This window comes from Nocardiopsis sp. SBT366, assembly GCF_001083815.1.
In the GTDB taxonomy this organism is placed as follows: Bacteria; Actinomycetota; Actinomycetes; order Streptosporangiales; family Streptosporangiaceae; genus Nocardiopsis; species Nocardiopsis prasina.
This window is the reverse complement of sequence record NZ_LAVM01000009.1, coordinates 40,776-61,996: the sequence shown is the minus strand read 5'-3', so window position 1 is coordinate 61,996 and position 21,221 is coordinate 40,776. Positions and strand designations below refer to the sequence as shown.

At 70.6% G+C, this 21,221-nt stretch carries 23 protein-coding genes, 1 tRNA gene and 1 pseudogene; 15 read left to right on the top strand and 10 right to left on the bottom strand.

Annotated features, from left to right (window positions below):
- Positions 1-17 precede the first annotated feature (17 nt).
- Positions 18-515, top strand: a complete 498-nt coding sequence (locus ADX84_RS04415) for a DUF523 domain-containing protein (protein WP_049567908.1) — start codon at positions 18-20, stop codon at positions 513-515.
- A gap of 31 nt (positions 516-546) precedes the next feature.
- On the opposite strand, the gene ADX84_RS04410 is transcribed toward ADX84_RS04415, so the two are convergent.
- The 4 genes from ADX84_RS04410 to ADX84_RS04395 all read right to left on the bottom strand — a co-directional run bounded on the left by ADX84_RS04410 (position 547) and on the right by ADX84_RS04395 (position 3,908).
- Positions 547-1,104: a dihydrofolate reductase family protein gene (locus ADX84_RS04410; RefSeq protein ID WP_049567905.1), complete on the bottom strand. Its 558-nt coding sequence runs from the start codon at positions 1,102-1,104 to the stop codon at positions 547-549.
- Positions 1,101-2,039: a helix-turn-helix transcriptional regulator gene (locus tag ADX84_RS04405; protein WP_049567902.1), complete on the bottom strand. Its 939-nt coding sequence runs from the start codon at positions 2,037-2,039 to the stop codon at positions 1,101-1,103. The genes ADX84_RS04410 and ADX84_RS04405 overlap by 4 nt, the downstream gene beginning before the upstream one ends.
- Positions 2,036-3,241 carry an MFS transporter gene (locus ADX84_RS04400; protein ID WP_199776471.1) on the bottom strand — a complete coding sequence of 402 codons (1,206 nt, stop codon included), beginning with the start codon at positions 3,239-3,241 and terminating at the stop codon, positions 2,036-2,038. The genes ADX84_RS04405 and ADX84_RS04400 overlap by 4 nt, the downstream gene beginning before the upstream one ends.
- Before the next feature lie 70 nt (positions 3,242-3,311).
- Positions 3,312-3,908 carry a TetR/AcrR family transcriptional regulator gene (locus tag ADX84_RS04395; RefSeq protein WP_049567897.1) on the bottom strand — a complete coding sequence of 199 codons (597 nt, stop codon included), beginning with the start codon at positions 3,906-3,908 and terminating at the stop codon, positions 3,312-3,314.
- 165 nt (positions 3,909-4,073) lie between these two features.
- Between ADX84_RS04395 and ADX84_RS04390 the strand changes: the two genes are divergently transcribed.
- From ADX84_RS04390 to ADX84_RS26550, 4 genes are all read left to right on the top strand, one after another.
- Positions 4,074-4,147, top strand: a tRNA-Pro gene (locus ADX84_RS04390).
- A gap of 457 nt (positions 4,148-4,604) precedes the next feature.
- The gene (locus ADX84_RS26555; protein WP_049567894.1) at positions 4,605-4,823 is read left to right on the top strand and encodes a hypothetical protein; all 219 of its coding nucleotides are present in this window, start codon (positions 4,605-4,607) and stop codon (positions 4,821-4,823) included.
- Between the two features lie 106 nt (positions 4,824-4,929).
- A complete protein-coding gene (locus ADX84_RS04380) occupies positions 4,930-5,589 on the top strand; it encodes a TetR/AcrR family transcriptional regulator (RefSeq protein WP_049567891.1) in 660 nt (219 codons plus the stop codon).
- Complete coding sequence (locus tag ADX84_RS26550) at positions 5,586-6,845, top strand: Acg family FMN-binding oxidoreductase (RefSeq protein ID WP_234003838.1); 1,260 nt, start codon at positions 5,586-5,588, stop codon at positions 6,843-6,845. The genes ADX84_RS04380 and ADX84_RS26550 overlap by 4 nt, the downstream gene beginning before the upstream one ends.
- Positions 6,846-6,912: 67 nt before the next feature.
- On the opposite strand, the gene ADX84_RS04370 is transcribed toward ADX84_RS26550, so the two are convergent.
- Positions 6,913-7,731 carry an acetylxylan esterase gene (locus ADX84_RS04370; RefSeq protein WP_049567889.1) on the bottom strand — a complete coding sequence of 273 codons (819 nt, stop codon included), beginning with the start codon at positions 7,729-7,731 and terminating at the stop codon, positions 6,913-6,915.
- 167 nt (positions 7,732-7,898) lie between these two features.
- On the opposite strand from ADX84_RS04370, the gene ADX84_RS04365 reads away from it, so the two are divergent.
- A complete protein-coding gene (locus tag ADX84_RS04365; RefSeq protein ID WP_049567886.1) occupies positions 7,899-8,306 on the top strand; it encodes a RidA family protein in 408 nt (135 codons plus the stop codon).
- Positions 8,307-8,327: 21 nt separating this feature from the next.
- On the opposite strand, the gene ADX84_RS04360 is transcribed toward ADX84_RS04365, so the two are convergent.
- The 4 genes from ADX84_RS04360 to ADX84_RS04345 all read right to left on the bottom strand — a co-directional run bounded on the left by ADX84_RS04360 (position 8,328) and on the right by ADX84_RS04345 (position 10,827).
- The gene (locus ADX84_RS04360) at positions 8,328-8,558 is read right to left on the bottom strand and encodes a helix-turn-helix transcriptional regulator (RefSeq protein ID WP_017544608.1); all 231 of its coding nucleotides are present in this window, start codon (positions 8,556-8,558) and stop codon (positions 8,328-8,330) included.
- Positions 8,558-9,055 (bottom strand): DUF2975 domain-containing protein, encoded by a 498-nt coding sequence (locus ADX84_RS04355; RefSeq protein ID WP_049567883.1) that lies wholly within the window; start codon positions 9,053-9,055, stop codon positions 8,558-8,560. Before ADX84_RS04355 ends, ADX84_RS04360 begins: the two co-directional genes overlap by 1 nt.
- 86 nt (positions 9,056-9,141) lie before the next feature.
- Positions 9,142-10,164, bottom strand: a complete 1,023-nt coding sequence (locus tag ADX84_RS04350) for a zinc-dependent alcohol dehydrogenase family protein (RefSeq protein WP_049567880.1) — start codon at positions 10,162-10,164, stop codon at positions 9,142-9,144.
- 213 nt (positions 10,165-10,377) lie between these two features.
- Positions 10,378-10,827: an ArsI/CadI family heavy metal resistance metalloenzyme gene (locus ADX84_RS04345; RefSeq protein WP_049567877.1), complete on the bottom strand. Its 450-nt coding sequence runs from the start codon at positions 10,825-10,827 to the stop codon at positions 10,378-10,380.
- A gap of 88 nt (positions 10,828-10,915) precedes the next feature.
- On the opposite strand from ADX84_RS04345, the gene ADX84_RS04340 reads away from it, so the two are divergent.
- The 5 genes and pseudogenes from ADX84_RS04340 to ADX84_RS04320 all read left to right on the top strand — a co-directional run bounded on the left by ADX84_RS04340 (position 10,916) and on the right by ADX84_RS04320 (position 15,549).
- Entirely contained in the window at positions 10,916-11,299 is a 384-nt protein-coding gene (locus ADX84_RS04340; RefSeq protein WP_049567875.1) for a helix-turn-helix transcriptional regulator, read from the top strand.
- Entirely contained in the window at positions 11,296-12,480 is a 1,185-nt protein-coding gene (arsB, locus tag ADX84_RS04335; RefSeq protein ID WP_049567872.1) for an ACR3 family arsenite efflux transporter, read from the top strand. Before ADX84_RS04340 ends, arsB begins: the two co-directional genes overlap by 4 nt.
- 7 nt (positions 12,481-12,487) lie before the next feature.
- Positions 12,488-12,910 carry an arsenate reductase ArsC gene (locus tag ADX84_RS04330; protein ID WP_049568009.1) on the top strand — a complete coding sequence of 141 codons (423 nt, stop codon included), beginning with the start codon at positions 12,488-12,490 and terminating at the stop codon, positions 12,908-12,910.
- A gap of 391 nt (positions 12,911-13,301) precedes the next feature.
- Positions 13,302-14,391 (top strand): annotated as a pseudogene (locus tag ADX84_RS04325) (flavin-containing monooxygenase).
- Positions 14,392-14,484: 93 nt separating this feature from the next.
- A complete protein-coding gene (locus ADX84_RS04320; protein WP_049567869.1) occupies positions 14,485-15,549 on the top strand; it encodes a glutathione S-transferase family protein in 1,065 nt (354 codons plus the stop codon).
- 159 nt (positions 15,550-15,708) lie between these two features.
- Here the strand turns inward: ADX84_RS04320 and ADX84_RS04315 are convergent, their stop codons facing one another.
- Entirely contained in the window at positions 15,709-16,449 is a 741-nt protein-coding gene (locus ADX84_RS04315; protein WP_049567866.1) for a FadR/GntR family transcriptional regulator, read from the bottom strand.
- Positions 16,450-16,628: 179 nt separating this feature from the next.
- Between ADX84_RS04315 and ADX84_RS04310 the strand changes: the two genes are divergently transcribed.
- From ADX84_RS04310 to ADX84_RS04295, 4 genes are all read left to right on the top strand, one after another.
- Positions 16,629-17,987 carry a glutamine synthetase family protein gene (locus ADX84_RS04310; protein ID WP_049567863.1) on the top strand — a complete coding sequence of 453 codons (1,359 nt, stop codon included), beginning with the start codon at positions 16,629-16,631 and terminating at the stop codon, positions 17,985-17,987.
- A 64-nt stretch (positions 17,988-18,051) separates the two neighbouring features.
- Positions 18,052-19,461, top strand: a complete 1,410-nt coding sequence (locus tag ADX84_RS04305) for an aldehyde dehydrogenase (RefSeq protein WP_049567858.1) — start codon at positions 18,052-18,054, stop codon at positions 19,459-19,461.
- A 14-nt stretch (positions 19,462-19,475) separates the two neighbouring features.
- Positions 19,476-20,240, top strand: coding sequence for a 3-oxoacyl-ACP reductase (locus ADX84_RS04300; protein ID WP_017544620.1), 765 nt, complete (start codon positions 19,476-19,478; stop codon positions 20,238-20,240).
- A gap of 42 nt (positions 20,241-20,282) precedes the next feature.
- Positions 20,283-20,981: a gamma-glutamyl-gamma-aminobutyrate hydrolase family protein gene (locus ADX84_RS04295; protein ID WP_049567855.1), complete on the top strand. Its 699-nt coding sequence runs from the start codon at positions 20,283-20,285 to the stop codon at positions 20,979-20,981.
- Positions 20,982-21,221 lie beyond the last annotated feature (240 nt).

The following is a 21,221-nucleotide window of genomic DNA, read 5'->3' as shown; positions in this document are numbered from 1 at the left end:
GCGGTAGCGTTGGCCTCATGCGTAAAGTGCTGGTCAGCGCGTGCCTGATGGGGCGCAGGGTCCGTTATGACGGTCGGGCCAAATCGGTGGGGGACGACACCGTCACCCGCTGGCGGGAGGAGGGCCGCCTGGTGGTGCACTGCCCGGAGATCGCCGGGGGACTGCCGGTGCCCAGACCGCCCGCCGAGATCGAGCCCGGCGCGGACGCCGCCGACGTGCTCGCCGGTCGGGCCCGTATCCGCACCCCCGAGGGGGTGGACGTCACCGACCACTTCGTCTCCGGAGCGAGGGCGGCGCTGGCCACCGCGCGGGCGCACGGCGTGGCGGTGGCTCTGCTCAAGGAGTCCAGCCCCTCGTGTGGCACACGCGAGGTGTACGACGGAGCCTTCGAGGGACGCAAGGTGACCGGTGAGGGTGTGACCGCGCACCTGCTCCGCGAGAACGGGGTGGCCGTGTTCAACGAGAACGAGGTGTCCCGGGCGGCCGACCGGCTGCTGGCTCTGGAAGCGGGCTGAGGGGGCGCCGGTGCGAGCGACGCCCCCTTGGTCAGTCCTTGACGACCTCGTAGCGAAGACAGGCGAAGGCGCCCACGAGCTTGGCCTCCAGGGGCCGCAGCCGCACCCGTCCGTCGAGCAGGGGCGCGCCCCCGCCCAGACTCACCGGGGCCACCGACACCGACACCTCGTCCAGCAGCCCCAGCCTGGCCAGGTCCGCGGCGATCCGTCCGCCGCCGACCACCCAGATATCACGGCCGTCCGCGGCCCGCGCCATCTCGGCGTGCAGGTCCCGTAGCTCCTGGTCGGTGTCGGCACTGGTGAAGCGGAGGTCGCCCTCGAGCCGGGGCAGCTCCCGGTGGGTGAGCACCCAGGTGGGCGCCTCGTACGGCCAGGGCTTGTCACCCTCGTACTTGTGGATCCACTCGTAGGTGGTCGCCCCCATGACGATCGCCCCGGCGTTCCTGATGAACTCGGCGGTCTCGTCGATCGCCTCGCTGCCCTCCTCTCCCTCCTGCGCTCCCTCCACGGCGAACAGCCAGCCCAGAGAGTTGTCCTGGTCGGCGATGAACCCGTCCAGACTGGTGGCGGTCTCGTACACGGTCCTCATACTGTGTCTCCCCGTTTCCTCGGTGCTTCGTAGCGTTCCGGCAACCACTCCAGGGGGTCGCCCTGGTCGACCTCCACCCCCGCCTCCCGCAGCATGTGGCGGACGTTCTGCCTGCGGTGAGCGGAGTAGGTGAGCACGTGTGCCACCACCCCGCCGAGCAGGAAGCTCTCCGGCGGGTCGCACAGGGCGTCGATGAGCCGGTCTCCCCAGGCGTCCCGACGTCCGATGTCCGTGACCACGGCGATCCAGCGCGCCCCCGCCCTCTCATGCCTGATCCGCAGCGACTCCGGGTCGTCGGCCCCGCGCCCGGGTGTGTCCGCGAGCCACGACTCCTTGGTGCCCACCAGGTGGTCCAGGGTCGCGGCGATGGAACCCTCGGGTCCGTCCCAGGACAGGACGGTCCGCTCCTCCCGTACCCTGCGGTACTCCTCCTCGGGCAGTGCGGCGGCGAGCCGGATGAGGTGCGCGGTGTCGTCCACGTCGTGGTGGGTCTGGAGCGCGGTCACGTCCATGCTGGGGCGTCCCCTCTGGTACTCCTCGACCCACAGGTGGATCGGTGGGTGGAAGTGGACGCCGTTCGGTGCGGGAAGCCACCGGCCGCTGCCCGCCGTGGTGGCGCTCGGCGGGTGTCCGAAGGCCCGGGCGAAGGCCCGTGTGAAGCCCTCCACGGAGGCGTACCCGGCCTCGAAGGCCGCGTCGGTGACGCTGCTGCCCTGTCCGATCCGCCAGGCGGCCCGTTCCAGCAGGACCCTCCGACGCAGTGCCACCGGTGACTCCCCGGTGTCCCGGGACAGCTGACGGCTGAAGTGGAACGGGGAGGCGTGCGCCTGCCCGGCCATCTCGCTCAGTCGGGCGTTGTCCTCGTCCAGAACCGCGTCGAGCAGCTCCCGCAGACGGTCCCGCCCGGAGGGGGATTCGGTGGTGGGTTCGGTCATGTGACCAGTATGTTCCGGGGGCCCTCGCCCGCGCTTGACCGTTCTTGCGCAGTGTCGGCGGCCTCGTGCCCGACCCGGGCCGCCCGGCGCGCGGCCGGCACCATCGCGGCCAGAGCGAGCAGGGCGAGGCCGACACCGACCCACAGCGGCGCCCGTAGACCGAACTCCTCCACACCCAGGCCGCCGACCCACGAACCGAGCACCACGCCCAGGGTGATGAACGAGGAGTGCACGGTGTTGACCAGTGGGCCGGTGTCGCCCACACGCTGGACCCGGGTGATCATCGCCGGGTTCAGGGTGATGCCCACCAGCCCGACACCCGCCATCGCCGTCAGCGCGACCCCTGGAAGGTGGGCGTACAAAGCGAAGACGACGAGGAAGACAGTGTTCAGTGCCAGGCCCGTGACGATGACGGTGATGGTGTGTGACTGTGCCAAGCGACTGACGACCATGGTGCCGACCACGGTCGCCCCGCCGTAGACGAGCAGCAGCAGCGGCACGATGCCCCGGGGGAAGCCGCTGACCTCGGTGAGAACGGGTGTGAAGTAGGAGAACGCCGCGAAGGTGGCACCGATGATCAGGGTCGAGGTACCCATGACGCGCCACAGCTGTGGCCTGCGGAACGCCTCCTTGGAACTGTTTGCGGAACCGGGCCGATCCATGCGGGGCAGGGCCAGCAGGGTGGCGATCGCGACGACCACGGTCAGCGCGCCGACGAAGACGAACGCGGAGCGCCAGCCGAACTGGACGCCGATGAGCGCGGACAGCGGCAGACCCAACAACGTGCCCACCATGAGGCCCTGGAGCGCCAGTCCGGTCGCACGGCCGCGCAGGTGCGCTGGCGTGACCTGGGCGACGGCGGAGAAGGCCACCCCGAAGAAGGCTCCGGCAGCGGCACCGGTGATCAGCCGAGCGAGCACCATGAGCCCGTATCCGGGAGCCAGCGCGGCCAGGGTGTTGCCCGCGAAGAACACCACGAACAGGGCCAGGAGCGCGTGGTGGGTGCGCAGTCGCAGGACGGCCAGGGTGAGGATGGGCCCACCGATCGCCATGGCCAGGGCGAACGCGGTGATCAGGTAGCCGATCCTGGGCACGGTGGTTCCCAGGTCCTCCGCCATCTGCGGCATGAGCCCACCGACGAGGAGTTCGCTGGTGACCATGGCGAAGATACCGAGTGCCATGAGGGGGACTGACTTGGGCATCCTGCCTCGCTTTTTTGTATTGATCGATCCAAAAAGAGGCCGCGCGGAGGAGCGCGCCCACATGAGGGCTTCAGGCCTGAAGCGCCCTGAGTCCCACGCCTGCGATGCCCTCCAGCGGTTCGCGTCCGGCGCCCGACTGGGCGGCTACCCGCAGCCCGTAGATCAGGGAGGTCGTGTACCAGGCCAGTTCGCCGGGTTCGCGCTCACCGGTGACGGACCCGTCGAGCTGGCCGTCCATGATGGCCAGGCGTAGCGATGCCAGTCGCCTGTCCTGGTCGGCCTGGATCAGCCGGGCGATGTCCGGATTTCGGGAGGCCGCCGCTGTGATGGTGTTGACGGTGAAGCACCCCGAGCCGTGGCCCGTGCGCTGGTTGTCCAGCTCGTCGTCCACAATCGCCGACAACAGCGTCCGCAGGCGCTCCAGCCCGCTCGGCCCCTGGGTGTCGAGGACATCGCTCTGACGCGCGGTCATGGTGGTGGCGTAGTGCGAGAGCGCCCTCCTGAAGAGGTGCTCCTTGGAGTGGAAGGTGTTGTAGAGGCTGCTGCGCGTGAGTCCTGTGGCCTCACAGAGGTCCGCTGTGGAGGTCGTGTCGAACCCCCGGGTCCAGAACGCCCGGCAGGCGGCCCGGACCACGCGCTCCTCATCGAACTGACGTGGTCTTCCCATGGCAGTGACCGTACCACGTTATGGAACGAACAGACCAAAACGCGTCCGGGTCTCTGTCAGGCTCCGAACCTCGTCGCGAAGGTGCGCATCGTGGTGCGAACCCCCCGGGGCATGCGATAGAGTCTTCCCCGTTGGCGGCGCCGGTTACGGCGTCCGCTCAGCGGCCGGGACGTAGCGCAGTTTGGTAGCGCACTTGACTGGGGGTCAAGGGGTCGTGGGTTCAAATCCCGCCGTCCCGACAAACGAAGGGCGTTCACTCAGGTGGACGCCCTTTCGCGTGTCCGAGATCAGCCCGTATCAGGGCCACGCCGCATCGCGCAGTCCGCACGGGGGCCTGGTGGCACTGCTGGCCGTGCCCGAACATGACCACTCCGCCCCCCGGCCGGCGCCTGGGCGATCGCGCCGCACGCCTGGTCACCGAGACCTTCGCCCCCGGCGCCCTGGGGTCATCCTCCTGGCCGTGGGCTGGTACTCCACCCCCGACCCTTCCGGGTTGGGCTGGGGGCTGCTGGCAGCCCTGTTCTGCGGCATCCTCATCTTCGGTGCGCGGCTGGGCTGGTGGGGCGACCACCACGGGGGCCGGAAGCAGCGCCTGGTCCCACGGGCCGTCATCATCGCCTGGTCCCACGGGCCGTCATCATCGCCTGCGTCTGCGCCGGTAGCGCGACCCTGGTCCTCCTGGGGGCTCCACGGCCGGTGGTCGCGCTGGTCGTGGCGATGCTGGCCACCCTGTTCGTCACGTTGGCCGTCACCGTGGTCGCCCGGTGGAAGATCTTGGTGCACACGGCCACGGCCGGGGGCGTGGTCGTGCTAGCGCCGCTCATCTATGGCGCGCACATGTTGGCCCTGGTGCCGCTGGCCGCGCTCGTGGCGTGGTCCCGGGTGCGGCTGGGGGCCACACGGTCGCCCAAGTGATCGCGGGGGCCGCCCTGGGTGCGGGCTGGCGGGCCCGCTCTTCCAGCTGTTCACCCAGCGCCCCTCCCGCTTGACAGCCCAGTTTTAGAGTAAATACTCTAATCGTGTGAACGACGCCGGCGCACCGCCCACCAAGCCAGTTCGAAAGACCGCGCGGGACAAGGTCCTCCTCGCCGCCCTGGACCTGTTCAACGAGCAGGGAACCGCAGCGGTCTCCACCAACCACATCGCCAAGCGAGCAGGCGTCAGCCCCGGCAACCTCTACTACTGGTTCGACGGCAAACCCGCGATCATCACCGCCCTGTTCGAGCAGTGGAGCGAAGCCTCGGCTCCCGTCGCCCCCGAGGACGGGACCCCCGAAGCCCTGCTCATCGCGTTGTACGCCACCCACGGGGCCAACGACGGCCACGCCTTCCGTTATCGAGGCCTGGCCCGCGAACTGCTGCCCCTCCTGCACACCGACGATCGCCTCGCGGAGCGCTACCAGCGCAACTACCGCGAACGGACCGCCCTGTTGGAGGGCATCGCCGCGCAGCTGGTCGAGGCGGGCCTGTTCCGACGCCCCGACCCTCCGGGATCGATCGGTGACCTGGTCATGGCGGCCTGGGTGCTGAACGAGTTCACGCCCCCCTTCCTGCAACAGGTCGAACGGGGCGGCGCCGCCCCCGACTCCGCGCGCGCCACGCGCGCTCTCCTGAACGGACTGCTCACCGAACGAGGACGCCGCGTCCTCGACTCGACCCACCCACACGAGAGACACCCGTGAACCCCCACAGCAGCCCCTCGACCCCGTCCGAGCCGGACCCGACCGGAACGACACCCGACGATTCGAGTTCCTCCCAACCTTCGCGACGGAGCCTGAGCCGGAGGAGACTGCTGCGCTGGGCGGGCCTGGGCGCGGGCGGGGCGATCGTGGCCGGGAGCGGAGCTGTGGGGGTGCGCGCGGCCACGAACGGTGTTTGGGGTGCGGGCACGCGCGACTCCCATGAGCTGTGGCGTTCCTGGAAGGACGAGACCGGTGTGCGTGGGGTCGTCGCTGCCGGCGTACTCGCGGCCAGCCCCCACAACACCCAACCGTGGCTGTTCGACGTCCGTCCCTCGTCGATCGACGTGCTCTCGGAGCCGAGCCGCAGGATCCCGATCACCGACGCGAGCCTGCGCGAGCACTACTCCGGCCTTGGCTGCGCGGTCGAGAACATGGTCAGAGCGGCGGGCGCCCTCGGATTCTCCGCGACGGTGCGGGTGGTGCCGGAAGGCACGGACTCACCGGTCGTCGCGCGTCTCGAACTGGAGTCCGGCGCCGCTCAGGACGATCCGCTGTACGAGGCGATCGGTGGCCGCCACACCAACCGCGGCCCCTACCTGGACCGCGAAGTACCCGAGGCCGAGCTCTCGCGACTGGAGGAGCTCGCCGGTGCCCACGAAGGCGTCGGACTGCGGTGGCTCACCAGCCGAGCCGACCGCGACGAGATGTCCTCCCTGATCGTCGAGGCGACACAGGCGATCACCGACGACGAGGAGCAGTCCAGGGACTCGGCCTCCTGGTTCAGGACCCCGCGCTCCGATGTCGACCACCACCGCGACGGCATCACCCTTGACGCACAGGCGCTGGACCCGTTCACCCTGGCCATGGCGAAGATCCTCCCGGAGCAGTCCCGCCAGGCCGCGGACCGCTTCTGGGTCGACCGCACCAGATCCGAGCAGTGCCCCACGGCTGCCGCCTACGGGGTCATCACCGTCGGGGACGCCACCGCTCTCCAGGACCAGTTCAACGGTGGGCGCGCGCTCCAGGCTGTCCACCTGGCCGCGACCCACGCTGAGCTGGGACTGCACCCGATGAACCAGATCACCGAGCGCATCGACCGCGACCACGCCCTGGGGCAACCCGACCAGTTCGGCTCCCGTTACGCCGCGCTCCTGGGCGCGGAGGCGAACACCCTGTTGCTCGCGTTCCGCGTCGGATATCCCGAGCGGGCTGCCATGCCCAGTCCCCGACTGCGCCTGGACGACGTCCTCACCTGACACCCCGGCGCCGTCGCTGCGCGGGGGCCACCTCTGCCCACGGCTCTGGCGCCGGGCGATTCGACCCTCAGCGGGCGGCGGCGTCGAGGTGGGTGACGTAGGCGTTCATGGCATGGTCGCGCAGCGCGTCCACCCCCAGGGAGAAGGGATCGGCGGTGTGCCCCCGCACCGAGTCGGCCAGGCCTCCCAGCACGGACATCGGCTTCTCGTGTATCCGCCCGGCGGCGTCGATGTGCCTGACCTCGGAGACGTGGCGGAAGATCGGCTCGGGCGGCACATGGGCGATCACGTCGTTGTTGTTGACGAAGCGGTACATCCGCCCGCGGAACACCTCTTCGTAGGCCTTGGCCAGGGTGGCGTCGCAGGTCCGGGGCTGCCCGAACGTGTAGACGCCGTCCGCCAGGACGCCGTCGACGAAGTGCAGGCGGGCCGCGGCCAGCATGGCCAGGGCGCCGCCGAGGCTGTGCCCGGTGACCCACACCGTCTGCTCGGCGTCTCGGAACTCCCGGAGGGCGGTCGAAAGGTCCGTGTACACCGCGTCCAGCGCGCGTTGGAATCCCCAGTGCACCCGGCCCTCGCACGAGCGCTCGGGGACCGGGGGAGTGTTGATGTCGGAGAGCCAGTCGCGGATCTGTGCGGGCTCGGTTCCCCGGAAGGCGATGACGATCATGTGATCGCCCGCCATCACGTAGGCCTGGGTGTCCTCCAAGGGGAAGGGCGGTGAGAAGGCCACCCGGAAGGAGCGCACGCGCTGGAACCCCCATTCCCGCGCTGTCCGCTCCACCGCGTCGTGGTCCTTGTAGGCCAGCCGTGCGGCGTGGGCCAGGGAGCGCACGTGCGACAGCTCGTAGTCCCTGACGGTGTGGTCGAAGGTGATCGTGGTCATCCCTGTACTCCCGAGCGCGTCGATGTCGTCACCATCTGTAACACCATCGCTGCGTCCGAGGGGCCTGTTCGCGCAGCTCCTCCGGGCGGTGAGCGGGAAATTCGCTGGGTTTGCCCAGGCTGGGCCACTAACGTTCCTGGTGTTCGACCTTCCTACTGGAGACATCCATGAACAGCGCAGTGACCCTGATCCGTTCCGCCGCCCTCTCCGACGCCGCCGAGTACGCTTACGCGGCCACCGTTCCCTCGGGGGTGCGGCTGATCTTCCCCGCGGGATCGTGCCCCCTCAACGAGGACGGCTCCACCGCGGCGGTCGGCGACTACGCGGGGCAGGCGGCCGTCTGTGTGGCCAACCTTCGGACCGCGCTCGCCGAGGCTGGCGCCGAACTCACCGACGTGGTCAACACCCGGGTGCTCGTGGCCTCCACCTCCCAGGACGACCTCGTCGCCGCCTGGGAGGTGGTCCGGGACGCCTTCGGTGAGCACGACGTCCCCAGCACGCTGATGGGCGTCACCGTTCTGGGCTACGACGACCAGCTCGTGGAGATCGAGGCGGTGGCCGCCGTTCGCGAGTAGACGGTCCGGGGGCTGAGGGGATCACCTCCGGCCGGTGGCGGTGTCGCCGTCCGGTGCCCAGCGCAGGACGTCTCCGGGTTGGCAGTCCAGAACTCGACAGATCGCGTCCAGGGTGGTGAACCGCACCGCCTTGGCGCGGCCGTTCTTGAGGACGGCGACGTTGGCGGGGGAGATCCCGACGGCCTCGGCGAACTCCCCGACCGACATGCCGCGCCGAGCGAGTTGGACGTCGAGGTCCACGATGATCGCCATCAGACCACCCCGGCCATCTCGGCCTGGAGGTGGGTCGCCTTGCGCAGGAGGCCCCGCATCAGGACGACCACCATCGCGAAGGCCGTGCCCATGGCGGTGGTCAGGAAGGCGGCGCCGAGCGCGGCGACCGCCTCCATGTTGCCGTTGGCGAAGGGCATGTCGGTCAGGGCCAGGTGTGCCGTGACTCCGGCCGTGAGCAGTGCTCCCGCGAGGCTGGCGCCGATGATGAGGTCCACCCACAGAAAGGCCCGGGTGCTGAAGAGCGCGTCGCGCCCCAGCATGCCGAGCAGCATCCACGTGGCACCCAGAGCGACCTGTACACAGGCGACGCCCAGGATGCCCAGGATCGTGTAGGGGACGACGATCCGCTCATACGGGGGGAAGTGGGCGGCCTCGTCGGCGATCGCGCCGGGAATGACGACGATCTGTCCGAAGAGGCCGACCAGGATCGCCCCGATGATCGCGAGGCGCAGGATGGGGGTGAGGTAGCGGTGCATATATCGATTATCGATAGAATCCTATCGATAGTCAACACGTTCCATCGGGTTCGATGGCACCGCGAGCCTCACCCGCCTCTGTCGTCTCAGAGCGTGAGCATCACCTTGGTGGCCCGACGCTCGTCCATCGCCCGGTATCCCTCGGCCGCCTCCTCGATCGGCAGGGTCAGGTCGAAGACCGCGCCCGGGTCGATCTGGTCGGTCATGATCAGCTCGATCAGCTCGGGAAGGAACCGCCGTACCGGCGCCGGACCGCCCAACAGGCTGACACTGGAGAAGAACAGGTCCAGGCCGTCGAGTTCGACCCCGTGGGACACACCGACGAAGCCGACGTGTCCGCCCGCACGTGTGGAGTGGATGGCCTGCTCCATGGACTCCTGGGTGCCGACCGCCTCGACGGTCGAGTGGGCGCCGAGACCGCCGGTGAGCTCCTTCACCTTCGCCGCGCCCGCCTCGCCGCGCTCCTCCACGATGTCGGTGGCGCCGAACCGCCGTGCCAGTGCCTGCCGGTCGGCGTGGCGCGACACGGCGATGACTCGCTCCGAGCCGAGCCGTCTGGCCGCCAGGACCGCCAGCAGGCCGACGGCGCCGTCTCCCACCACCGCTACGGTCCGACCCGGCCCGGCCTGGGCCGCGACCGCGCCGAACCAGCCGGTGCCGAGGACGTCGGAGGCTGCCAGCAGGCCGCGGACCTGCTCCGGCGTCGGTTCGCCGGGCACCCGGACCAGCGTGCCGTCGGCCAGTGGGACACGGGCGTAGTCGGCCTGGGTGCCGATGGAGCCCATCATCACCTGGTGGACACAGCGGGACTGGAAGCCCGCCCGGCAGATCTCGCAGGTGTTGTCGGAGGCCACGAACGAGCCGACCACGAAGTCGCCCACCCGAACCGCACGTACCTCCGGTCCGACCTGCTCCACCACGCCCACGTACTCGTGGCCCATCCGCGCTGGTCCGTCCTGCTGCTCAATGCCGCGGTAGGGCCACAGGTCCGACCCGCAGACACAGGTGGCGGTGACCCGAACCACCGCGTCGGTCGGTTCGACGATCTCCGGTTCCCGGACCTGCTCGACCCGGACGTCGCCGGGTCCGTGCATCACTACAGCTCGCATGATCGCTCCCTCATTGGGCCCACTGTTCTTCCCCCAACAGCACCACGTCTCACATCCGTGAGGGAGTCCCGCCTGATGGGGGCACTGCGAGGGACTCCCTCACGGACGCGCGAGAGGAGCTACCCGGGGCGCGGGCAACCGAACCGGGGTGCGCGCTCGGGGCGCGGTGGCGTCGGCGCCGCGACACCTCGGCCCGGGGTTGTCATCGGGCCGCTACGCCTGGTCGGAGGAGCAGCAGCCGGAGGGTCCGGCGGGGGCGTGATCCGTGACGGCCGCGGGCGCGGCGCCCCTCTGATCGCTGTCGCCCTTGACCACGTAGACCTCCCAGGGCTCCCGTCCTGGGCCGTGGACCCACACCTTGTCCTGGACCGCGTAGCAGCACGAGGTGTCGTTCTCCTCGAAGGTGGCCAGGCCGGAGTTCCTGAAGCGAGTCGTGGCCGCGTCGACCTTCGCGGTCTCCTCCACCTCGACGCCGAGGTGGTCCAGGCGGGTCTCCTGGCCGGGCTCGCCCTCGATGAGGACGAGCTTGAGCGGGGGTTCGGCGACGACGAAGTTGGCGTAGCCGGGGCGGCGCTTGGCGGGCTCGACTCCGAAGAGGGTCGAGTAGAAGGCCACTGACGCTTCGAGGTCGGCGACGTTCAGGGCGAGTTGGATACGGGACACGGAGTCCTCCCGAGTTCTGAATTGATGTTCATCTATTCAGTGAGGCTCCAGTGTTGCCTTCTGAATTGAAGTTTGTCAACATAGACGCATGTCGAATCAAGAGGAGGGGGTCCTCGATCCCCATGGCGGCGTCACCGACTGCTGTCCCAGGCTGTTGCAGTCCCCGCTGGAGGAGGGCGAGTCGGTCGAACTCGCCAGGGTGTTCAAGGCCCTGGGTGATCCGGTGCGGTTGCGGCTGTTGTCGATGATCGCCACCGCGCGCGGCGAGGAGGTGTGCGTCTGCGATCTGACGCCCGCCTTCGACCTGTCCCAGCCCACCATCTCCCACCACCTCAGACTCCTGCGCGAGGCCGGGCTCATCTCGTCCGAACGGCGCGGGACCTGGGTGTACTACCGGCTGCTACCGGAGGCGACCGACCGCCTGGCCTCGGTCCTCACCCGCACCGTGAGGCCCGCGGGGGCCTACTCGTGAACGTCCCCGCTCGCTCGGACGCCGCCCCCTCCGGTGTGGTCGGACGCCTGTCGTCGCTGGACCGGTTCCTGACCGTGTGGATCCTGGCGGCGATGGTCGCCGGCCTGGCCCTGGGGCGGCTGGTCCCCGGACTGGGGGAGGCGCTGTCCGCAGCCGGGGTGGCCGGTGTGTCCCTGCCGATCGCGCTGGGGCTGCTGGTGATGCTGTTCCCGCCCCTGGCCAAGGTCCGATACGACCGGTTGGGGGCCGTCACCGGCGACCGCCGTCTGCTCGTCACCTCGCTGGCGGTGAACTGGCTGGCGGGCCCGGCGGTGATGTTCGCGCTGGCCTGGCTGTTCCTCCCGGACCTGCCCGAGTACCGAACCGGACTGATCATCGTGGGCCTGGCGCGGTGCATCGCGATGGTGATCGTCTGGAACGACCTCGCGTGCGGCGACCGTGAGGCCGCCGCCGTCCTCGTCGCCATCAACTCCGTGTTCCAGGTGGTGGCGTTCGGCGCCCTCGGCTGGTTCTACCTGTCGGTGCTGCCCGGGTGGTTGGGTCTGGAGCAGGCGGCCCTGGACGTGTCGTTCGTCGACATCTCGCTCTCGGTCCTGGTCTTCCTCGGAATACCCCTGCTCGCCGGGTACCTGACGCGCCGCCTCGGGGAACGGGCACGCGGACGGGAGTGGTACGAGACCCGGTTGCTGCCCCGGCTGGGGCCGTGGGGGCTGTACGGCCTGCTGTTCACCATCGTGATGCTCTTCGCCCTCCAAGGGGAGGCGATCACCTCGCGGCCCTGGGACGTGGCCCGCATCGCCCTGCCCCTGCTGGTCTACTTCCTGGTCATGTGGGCGGGGACGCTGGCTCTGGGCCGTGCCCTGGGCATGGCCTACCCGCGCTCGGTCACCCTGGCCTTCACGGCCGCAGGCAACAACTTCGAGCTGGCGATCGCGGTGGCCATCGCCTCCTTCGGCGCCACCTCCGGACAGGCGCTGGCCGGTGTGGTGGGCCCGCTGATCGAGGTGCCGGTGCTCATCGGGTTGGTGTACGTGGCCCTGGCGGCCCGGCGCTGGTTCCCGGGGGAGGGGCGCGCCGGGAGGCCGACCGCCGATGACGGGAGGCCGTCCACCGATGACGGGAGGCCGTCCACCGATGACGGGAGGCCGTCCACCGAGGAGAGGCAGGGAAGCGGTGGCTGAGACCACGATGGAGAACTCGCCCTCGGAGGTGGCGGTTCCGCAGGTGCTGTTCGTCTGCGTGCACAACGCGGGGCGGTCCCAGATGGCGGCGGCGTTCCTCGAACACCTGGGCGCTGGCCGCGTGCGGGTGCGCTCGGCCGGTTCCGCGCCCGCCGACCAGGTCAACCCGGCGGTGGTGGCGGCGATGTCGGAGGTCGGGATCGACATCGCCGAGAACACCCCGAAGGTCCTCTCCGAGGAGGCTGTCCGCGCCTCGGACGTGGTGATCACCATGGGCTGCGGCGACGCCTGCCCGTTCTTCCCCGGCAGGCGCTACCTCGACTGGGAGCTGCCCGACCCGGCGGGGCGGGGCGTGGAGGCCGTGCGGCCGATCCGCGACCGGATTCGACGGCACGTGGAGGATCTGCTGGGGGAACTCGCCCCGGGATGACCCCGACCGGCCCGCCGTGACCGTGGGCGGCTCCGGGAGCGTCCACCGAACGGGTTCCGGTGGGGCCAGTGGTGCCCACGGGTTCGTCCGCTTCACGGGGCGCCGCGTTGGTGAACGCCCGCACATGTCACTTTTCGGGCTCACCGTGCTGTGGCTCGTTGGGCGATCGCGGACTCCGTGGTGGGCCACGACTGAGGAAGACTCGGGCGCGAACACCGTGCAGACCCCGATCGCGCAGACCGTTGCCGGGATTTCGGGTGAGGCCACGGTGAACTTGCAGCGCTCGGTCCGCCAGTGGCCCCCGACGACGCTCCTCCGTGCGCGGCGCCCCGGCATGAACCGGGGCGCCGCGTTGTTGCCAACGGATGGTGGACGAACGTGAGGAGCGGTCGTGGAGGGTGTTCTGGGCGGGGTCCTGCCTGAGGCGGCGGACGTGGTGGTCATCGGAGCCGGACAGGCCGGGCTCTCGGTCGCCTGGCACCTGCGGCGGCTCGGGCTCGAACCCGGGGCCGGGTTCGTGGCCCTGGACCGTGGGCCCGACAGCGGCGGGGCCTGGCAGTTCCGCTGGGAGTCACTGCGCCTGGACGACGCCCACCAAGGTGGACGACCTCCCCGGGATGCGCGAGATGGGTCTGAGCTTCGCCAGCGCCGACCCCGCGCGGCCCGCCCGGGAGGTGGTGCGCGACTACTACGAACGCCACGAACGTTGGTTCGGGTTGAACGTGGTGCGGCCGGTCCGCGTCACTTCGGTGAGCGATGAGGGATCCAGCCTCCTGGTCGCCACCGACAAGGGGGACGTCTCCGCGCGGGCGGTGGTCAACGCCAGCGGGACCTGGGCGCGCCCCTTCCGCCCCTACTTCGCAGGGGCCGCCGACTTCCGGGGCGTGCAGGTCTCCACGCCCGAGTACCGGGCGGCCGAGGACTTCGCCGGGATGCGGGTCCTGGTGGTGGGCGGCGGTACCTCGGCGGTGGGATTCCTGCGGGAACTGGAGGGGGTCGCCGCGAGCACGGTCTGGGCCACCCGACGTCCGGTCGAGTTCGTCGACGACCCCCAGGCCGGGGTCCGCGCGGTGCGCCGGGCGGACGAGGCCGCCAGGGACGGGCTGCCACTACCCAGCATCATCAGCGGCACGGGCCTGCCCGCGACCCCCGAGAACCTCGCCGCACGCGACCGGGGGCTCCTCGTGGCCCGACCCATGTTCACCGCGATCGAACCCGACGGAGTCCGCTGGGACGGCGGCTCCCTGACGTCCGTGGACGCCATCGTCTGGGCCACCGGGTTCCGTTCCGAACTCACCCACCTGGCACCCCTGCGTCTGCGTGAACCCGGCGGAGGGGTCCGGGTCGAGAACGGTCGCGCCGTCCGCGAGCCGCGCCTCTTCCTCGCCGGGTTCGGCCCCCAGGCCAGCACCATCGGCGCCAACCGTGCCGGCCGCGCCATCGCCCGACAGGTCATGGCCGAACTGGAAACCGGCGCCTGAAGAGAGAGCCTGTGGACAACCGTTTCGCGGCCGCCGCGAGGGTTAGGGTCGTTTCTGGACCCCATCGTTCCCCAACGTCCGGAGGTAGCCGGTATGAGGGCCAACAAGCTCCCCACCGAGGAGATCAAACGGGATCCGGCGGCCTTCGCCGACCGGGTCACCGCTGACGGTCGCTTCGGACGCACGGCCGAAGCGGGACGCTACCGGCTGATCATCAACCGGGCCTGCCCGTGGGCACACCGCGTGGTGATGACCCGGCGGCTCATGGGGCTCGAGGGCGCCGTCTCCCTGGCCGTCACGGACCCGGTCCAGGAGATCATCGAGGGCGACCCGCACTGGGTGTTCAGCGAGCGCACCGGCAGCCCCGGCGGCCGGGACCCGGTCCTGGACATCCACGCCCTGCGCGAGGCCTACCTCGCCCGCGACCCCGCCTACGACGGCGGGGTGAGCGTGCCCGGACTGGTCGACGTGCCCAGCGGACACCTGGTGTCCAACGACTTCGACCAGATCAGCGTGGACATGGCCACGGAGTGGGGCGACCTGACCCGGGAGGGGGCTCCGGAGCTGTACCCGGAGGACCTGCGCGAGGAGATCGACGCCGTGAGCGCGGAGGTCTACCGCGACCTCAACAACGGTGTCTACCGGTCCGGTTTCGCTCCCGACCAGCGGCGCTACGACCGGGCCGTGACCGGTGTCTTCGACCGGCTGGACGCCCTGGAGAACCGTCTCACCGGCAGCCGCTACCTGGTGGGCGACCACATCACCCTGGCCGACCTGCGGCTGTGGGCCACCCTCGCGAGGTTCGACGCCGTCTACCACGGTCACTTCAAGTGCAACCGCCGCAAGCTCGTCGAGTACCCGGCGCTGTGGGCGTATGCGCGGGACCTGTTCCAGACGCCCGGGTTCGGGGACACCACCGAGTTCGAGCACATCAGAGTCCACTACTACCGGGTGCACACCGCCATCAACCCCCCGGGCGTGGTGGCGATCGGCCCGGACCCCGGCGCCTGGCTCACCCCGCACGGCAGGGAGGCCCTCGGGGGCAGTCCCTTCGGGAAGGGCACCCCGCCCGGTCCGGTACCCGCCGGTGAGCGGGTCCCGCCCCTGGAAGCCCAGGACCGCGCGGCCGGAGGAACCTGGGACGCCCCGGTCGGCTGACCACACACGCCCTCGCCCCCGCTTCGCGTCCACGTTCGGCGAGGGCGTCCAACACTGACCGCGAACCCTTCCCCGACGACCGGAGGTGAGGCGGAGCACGCAGGGTGGTCAGGTGTCCGGGTGGGCCTACCAGGGGGGTGCTGCCCAGGCTGGCCCCGCTCAGGAGAGGAAACCCCGGATCAGCGCCTCACTGCCCTCCAGGTGTTCGCGGACCGCGCGCCGCGCCGCCTCCGGCTCGCCCTCGCGGATCGCCCGCACCAGTTCCCAGTGCTGCGCGTTGCTGTGCTCCAGGTTTCTGACCAGCATCGGCATGGCGTCGAGCAGGTCGTTGACCCGCATGCGCACCTCGGTGAGCGCTCGGGTGAGGGAGGCCGACCCGGTCAGCTCGGCCAGGGTCAGGTGCAGCACCGTGTCCAGACGCCGGTAGTCCTCCACCTCGGCTGCCTCGGTCGCCTCCAGGCGATCGCCGAGCAGGTCCTCCTGTTCGGGGGTGAGTCCCTTCTCGGCCAACAGCACGGCCGCGCCGGTCTCCAGGGCACGCCGGTGGGTGAACAGGTCGTCCAGGTTCGTTCCGGTGTCCCGCAGGACCCGCTGGGCCTCGCTCCGACTGGGCCTCGGGCGCACGTAGGTGACGAAGGTGCCGCCGGACCTGCCGCGCCGGGACTCCACGTACCCCGCCTCCTGGAGGGCGCGCAGGGCGTCGCGAAGGGTGATCCGGCTGACCCCGAGCCGCGCGGCGAGCTCGCGTTCGGCCGGGAAGCGCTCCCCGTGGCCGACCACGCCCAACCGGATCGCGGACAGCAGGCGTTCCACGGTCTCCTCGAACGGGTTGCCGGTCCGCACGGTCCGGAACACGGCCTCGGCCGCGACCCCCGACGGGTCACCGCCCGAAAGGTTCATGCTTGTTCCTTTTCTGCTCGATGGTGGCCTGCTTGAGAGGTGGCACCTTCCCGGCGCTGGGCATCCCCCTTTCGGGAGAAGCCATTGACAGCGCCGAAGGGCTCCTGGTTGCATGTCCCACCATTGGTCTGAAGTCGAACCATACTCCCGAGCGCAGTCGCGCGGACAAGGAGCCCCAGGTGCGAGACAGCCTCCCCCCACTGTCGCTGGACCAGCTCAGGACCGAGGCGGCCGCCGGAACGGTGGACACCGTCCTGGTCGCCTTCACCGACATGCAGGGACGCCTCCAGGGAAAGCGGCTCTCCGCCCGCTACTTCCTGGAGGAGACCCTCACCCACGGCACGGAGGGCTGCAACTACCTGCTCGCCGTGGACGTCGACATGAACACCGTCGAGGGCTACGCCATGTCCTCCTGGGAGACCGGCTACGGCGACTTCGTCATGGCCCCCGACCTGTCCACACTGCGGCGCACCCCCTGGGCCGAGGGCGCCGTCATGGTCATCGCCGACCTCACCTGGCACGACGGCACCCCCGTCGCCGCCTCGCCCCGACAGGTCCTCGACCGCCAGCGCCGACGCCTGGACGAACGCGGGTGGCGCGCCTACGCGGGAACCGAACTGGAGTTCGTGGTCTACCGCGACTCCTACGAACAGGCATGGAACAGCGCCTACCGCGACCTCACCCCCGCCAACCAGTACAACGTGGACTACTCGGTTCTGGGCGGGGCCCGGGTGGAGCCGCTCCTGCGCCGCGTCCGCAACGAGATGACCGCCGCCGGGCTCTACGTGGAGTCGGCCAAGGGTGAGTGCAACCTCGGCCAGCACGAGATCGCCTTCCGCTTCGACGAGGTCCAGCGCACCTGCGATCACCACAGCGTCTACAAGAACGGCGCCAAGGAGATCGCCGCGCAGGAGGGCATGGCACTCACCTTCATGGCCAAGCCCAACGACCGCGAGGGCAACTCCTGTCACATCCACCTCTCCCTACGCGACGCGGACGACACCCCGCTGCTGGCCGAGGGCGAGGGACTCTCCGAGACCGGCCGCCACTTCCTCGGCGGACAGCTCGCCGCGCTCCGTGAGTTCACCCTGTTGCTGGCACCCAACATCAACTCCTACAAGCGCTTCGTCCCGGGCAGTTTCGCCCCGACGGCAGTGGCCTGGGGCCACGACAACCGCAGCTGCGCCCTGCGGGTGGTGGGCCACGGGCACTCCCTGCGAGTGGAGAACCGCGTCCCCGGCGGGGACGTCAACCCCTACCTGGCCAACGCCGCCCTCATCGCCGCGGGACTGCACGGCGTCGAGCACGGAATCGAACCGGGCGACCCCCTCACCGGAAACGCCTACACCTCCGACGCACGATCCGTCCCCACCACCCTGCGCGAGGCCCTGGAGCTCTGGGAGGGCAGCGCGCTGGCCCGCGCGGCCTTCGGCGAGGAGGTCGTCGCCCACTACGCCAACCACGCGCGTGTGGAACTGGCCGCCTTCGACGCGGCCGTCACCGACTGGGAGCTCTTCCGGGGCTTCGAACGGATGTAGACGATCGCTTCCCCCTCAGTACGGGGGCGGGCACCAGAGACATCGGCACGAGGGAGGGACCCCTGTGGGAACCAGCGAAACCGCACCGGGCCAGCGGCCCCACCAGCACGGACCACGGGATCAGGAGGTGGTCGATCCGGCCATCGGGGAGGTCATCGCCACCGTCCCCCTCGCCTCCGTGGAGGAGACCGACGCCGCCGTGGCCCGCGCGGCCGCGGCCTTCCCCGCCTGGCGCGACACCCCGCCGGGGGAACGGGCCCGCCTGCTGCGCGCCGTCGCCGACCGCATCGACGCCCACGTCGAGGAACTGGCCCAGCTGGAGGTCGCCAACGCCGGACACCCGATCGGTCAGGCCCGCTGGGAGGCGGGCAACGCCCGGGACGTGTTCACGTACTTCGCCGCCGCTCCCGAACGCGCCACCGGTCGGCAGATCCCGGTCCCCGGCGGCTGGAGCGTCACCTTCGCCGAACCCCTCGGCGTCGTGGGGGTCATCGTCCCCTGGAACTTCCCCATGCCGGTCCTGTCCTGGGGCGTGGCTCCCGCCCTGGCCGCGGGCAACACCGTCATCGCCAAACCCGCCGAACTCACTCCGCTCACCGCCCTGCGCATCGGCGAACTGGCCCGGGAGGCCGGGTTGCCCGACGGTGTACTCCAGATACTGCCCGGCGCCGGGCCAGTGGCCGGGGACCGTCTGGTCCGCCACCGCGACGTCGCCAAGATCGTCTTCACCGGCTCCACCCGCGTGGGCAAGGGGATCATGGCGGCCGCCGCCGACGACCTCACCCGCGTCACCCTCGAACTCGGCGGCAAGAGCGCCAACATCGTCTTCTCCGACTCCGACCTGGAGCGGGCCGCGGCCGCCGCGCCCATGGCCGCCTTCGACAACGCGGGACAGGACTGCTGCTCCCGGTCCCGCCTCCTCGTCCAGGCCGACGTGTACGAACACTTTCTGGAACTCCTGCGCCCCGTTGTGGAGGGCATCGCGGTCGGAGATCCACGCGACCCCGGAACGGAGATGGGACCGCTGATCAGCGCCGCCCAGCGCGACCGCGTCGCCGCCTACGTGGACGGCGCCACCATCGCCTTCCAGGGCGGGGCGCCACAGGGTCCCGGATTCTGGTTCCCGCCCACCGTGCTCACCACCCACGACCCGGCCGAACCCGCCTTCCGCGAGGAGATCTTCGGCCCGGTGCTCTCCGTCCTGCCCTTCGAGACCGAGGCCGACGCGGTCCGCTTGGCCAACGACACCGAGTTCGGGCTCGCCGGGTCCGTGTGGACCCGCGACCTCGGCCGCGCCCTGAGGGTGTCCCGCGCCGTGCGCGCCGGGAACCTCTCGGTGAACTCGCACTCCGCCGTGCGCTACTGGACCCCCTTCGGTGGCATGGGCCAGTCCGGCATCGGCCGCGAACTGGGCCCCGACGCCCTGGACGCGTTCACCGAGACCAAGACCGTCTTCCTGTCCGACGACACCTGAGCCGGAGGAACACCATGAACCGATTCCTGGACCGCGTCGCCGTCATCACCGGGGCGGCGGGCGGCATCGGCCGCGCCACCGCCCGCCGCCTGGCCGAGGAGGGGGCCACCGTCGTCGCCGTCGACCTGGACGAGGAGGGCGGCCGCAGCGTGGCCGAGGAGACCCGCGGCGGGTTCATCCGTGCCGACGTCACCGACGAGGCCGAGGTGGAGGCGCTGTTCTCCCAGGTCCGTGACGAGTTCGGCGGCGTCGACGTGGCCTTCAACAACGCCGGGATCTCGCCGCCCGAGGACGACTCCATCCTCACCACCGACCTCGACGCGTGGAAGCGGGTCCAGGAGGTCAACCTCACCTCCGTCTACCTGTGCTGCAAGTACGCCCTGCCGTACATGCGCGAACAGGGGAAGGGAGCCATCGTCAACACGGCGTCGTTCGTCGCCACCATGGGCGCCGCCACCTCCCAGATCTCCTACACCGCCAGCAAGGGCGGGGTGCTCGCGCTCAGCCGGGAACTGGGCGTCCAGTTCGCCCGCGAGGGCATCCGGGTCAACGCGCTCTCCCCGGGGCCGGTGGACACGCCGCTGCTGCGCGAGCTGTTCGCCAAGGACCCCGAACGCGCCGCTCGCCGCCTGGTCCACGTCCCGCTGGGCCGCTTCGCCGACGCCACCGAGATCGCCGCCGCCGTGGCCTTCCTGGCCAGTGACGACGCCTCGTTCGTCACAGCTTCCAACTTCCTCGTGGACGGCGGGATCTCCGGGGCCTACGTCACCCCGATCTAGTCTGGTGACCGTCCGTACGTACTCGTGCACGCAGGAGGACCCATGTCACCCGTCGTCGGGATCAGCGCCTACGCCGAGCAGGCCCGGTGGGGTCCGGCCTGGGACCTGCCCGCGACACTGCTGCCGCAGTACTACGTCGACTCCGTCGCGGCGAGCGGCGGGGTCCCGGTGCTGCTGCCGCCGGTGGCCGGTATCGCCGGGGCGCTGGATCGGTTGGACGGGCTGCTGCTGGCCGGGGGCGGCGACATCGACCCCGGCCGGTACGGATCCCCGACCAGCGAGCACACGGCGGGGGTCAGGGCGGACCGGGACACCGCCGAGGTGGACCTGCTCGCCGGGGCGCTCGCCCGGGGCCTGCCCGTGCTCGGGGTGTGCCGGGGCATGCAGCTGCTCAACGTGTGCCGGGGCGGGACCCTCAACCAGCACCTGCCCGACCTGGTGGGGCACGCCGGACACCGTCAGCGGGTCGGCGTCTTCGACACCCACCCGGTCACCGTCGCCGAGCACTCCCGCACCGCCCAGGTGCTGGGCCGCACCATGCTCGACGTGCCCACCTACCACCACCAGTCCGTCGCCGACCTGGGCCGGAACGTGTCCGCCACCGCCTGGGCCGAGGACGGGACGGTCGAGGCACTGGAGTACACGGACGTGTTCAACGTGCTCGGCGTCCAGTGGCACCCGGAGATGGGGACCGACCCCAGCCTGTTCCGCTGGCTAACCGAGCGCGCCGCCGAACACTGATCCCGGCTCCCGTTCGGGAGGGACGAATCCGTCCGAGCACGCTGACGCCCCTGGTCAGGGGAGGCGGGTCCAGTCCGGGCCGGGAGTGAATGGGGGAGACGCTGGCCCCACGGGACTGACCGAGGGGGTCGTCGTCGGCGCCCCGCCACGCTCTGCCTCACCGTCTTCCCCGTGCGAAACACCCGGCACAAGCTCAACGGCACTGACGGGGGTCCGTCTGCCCCGGTTGGCGTTGGCTGC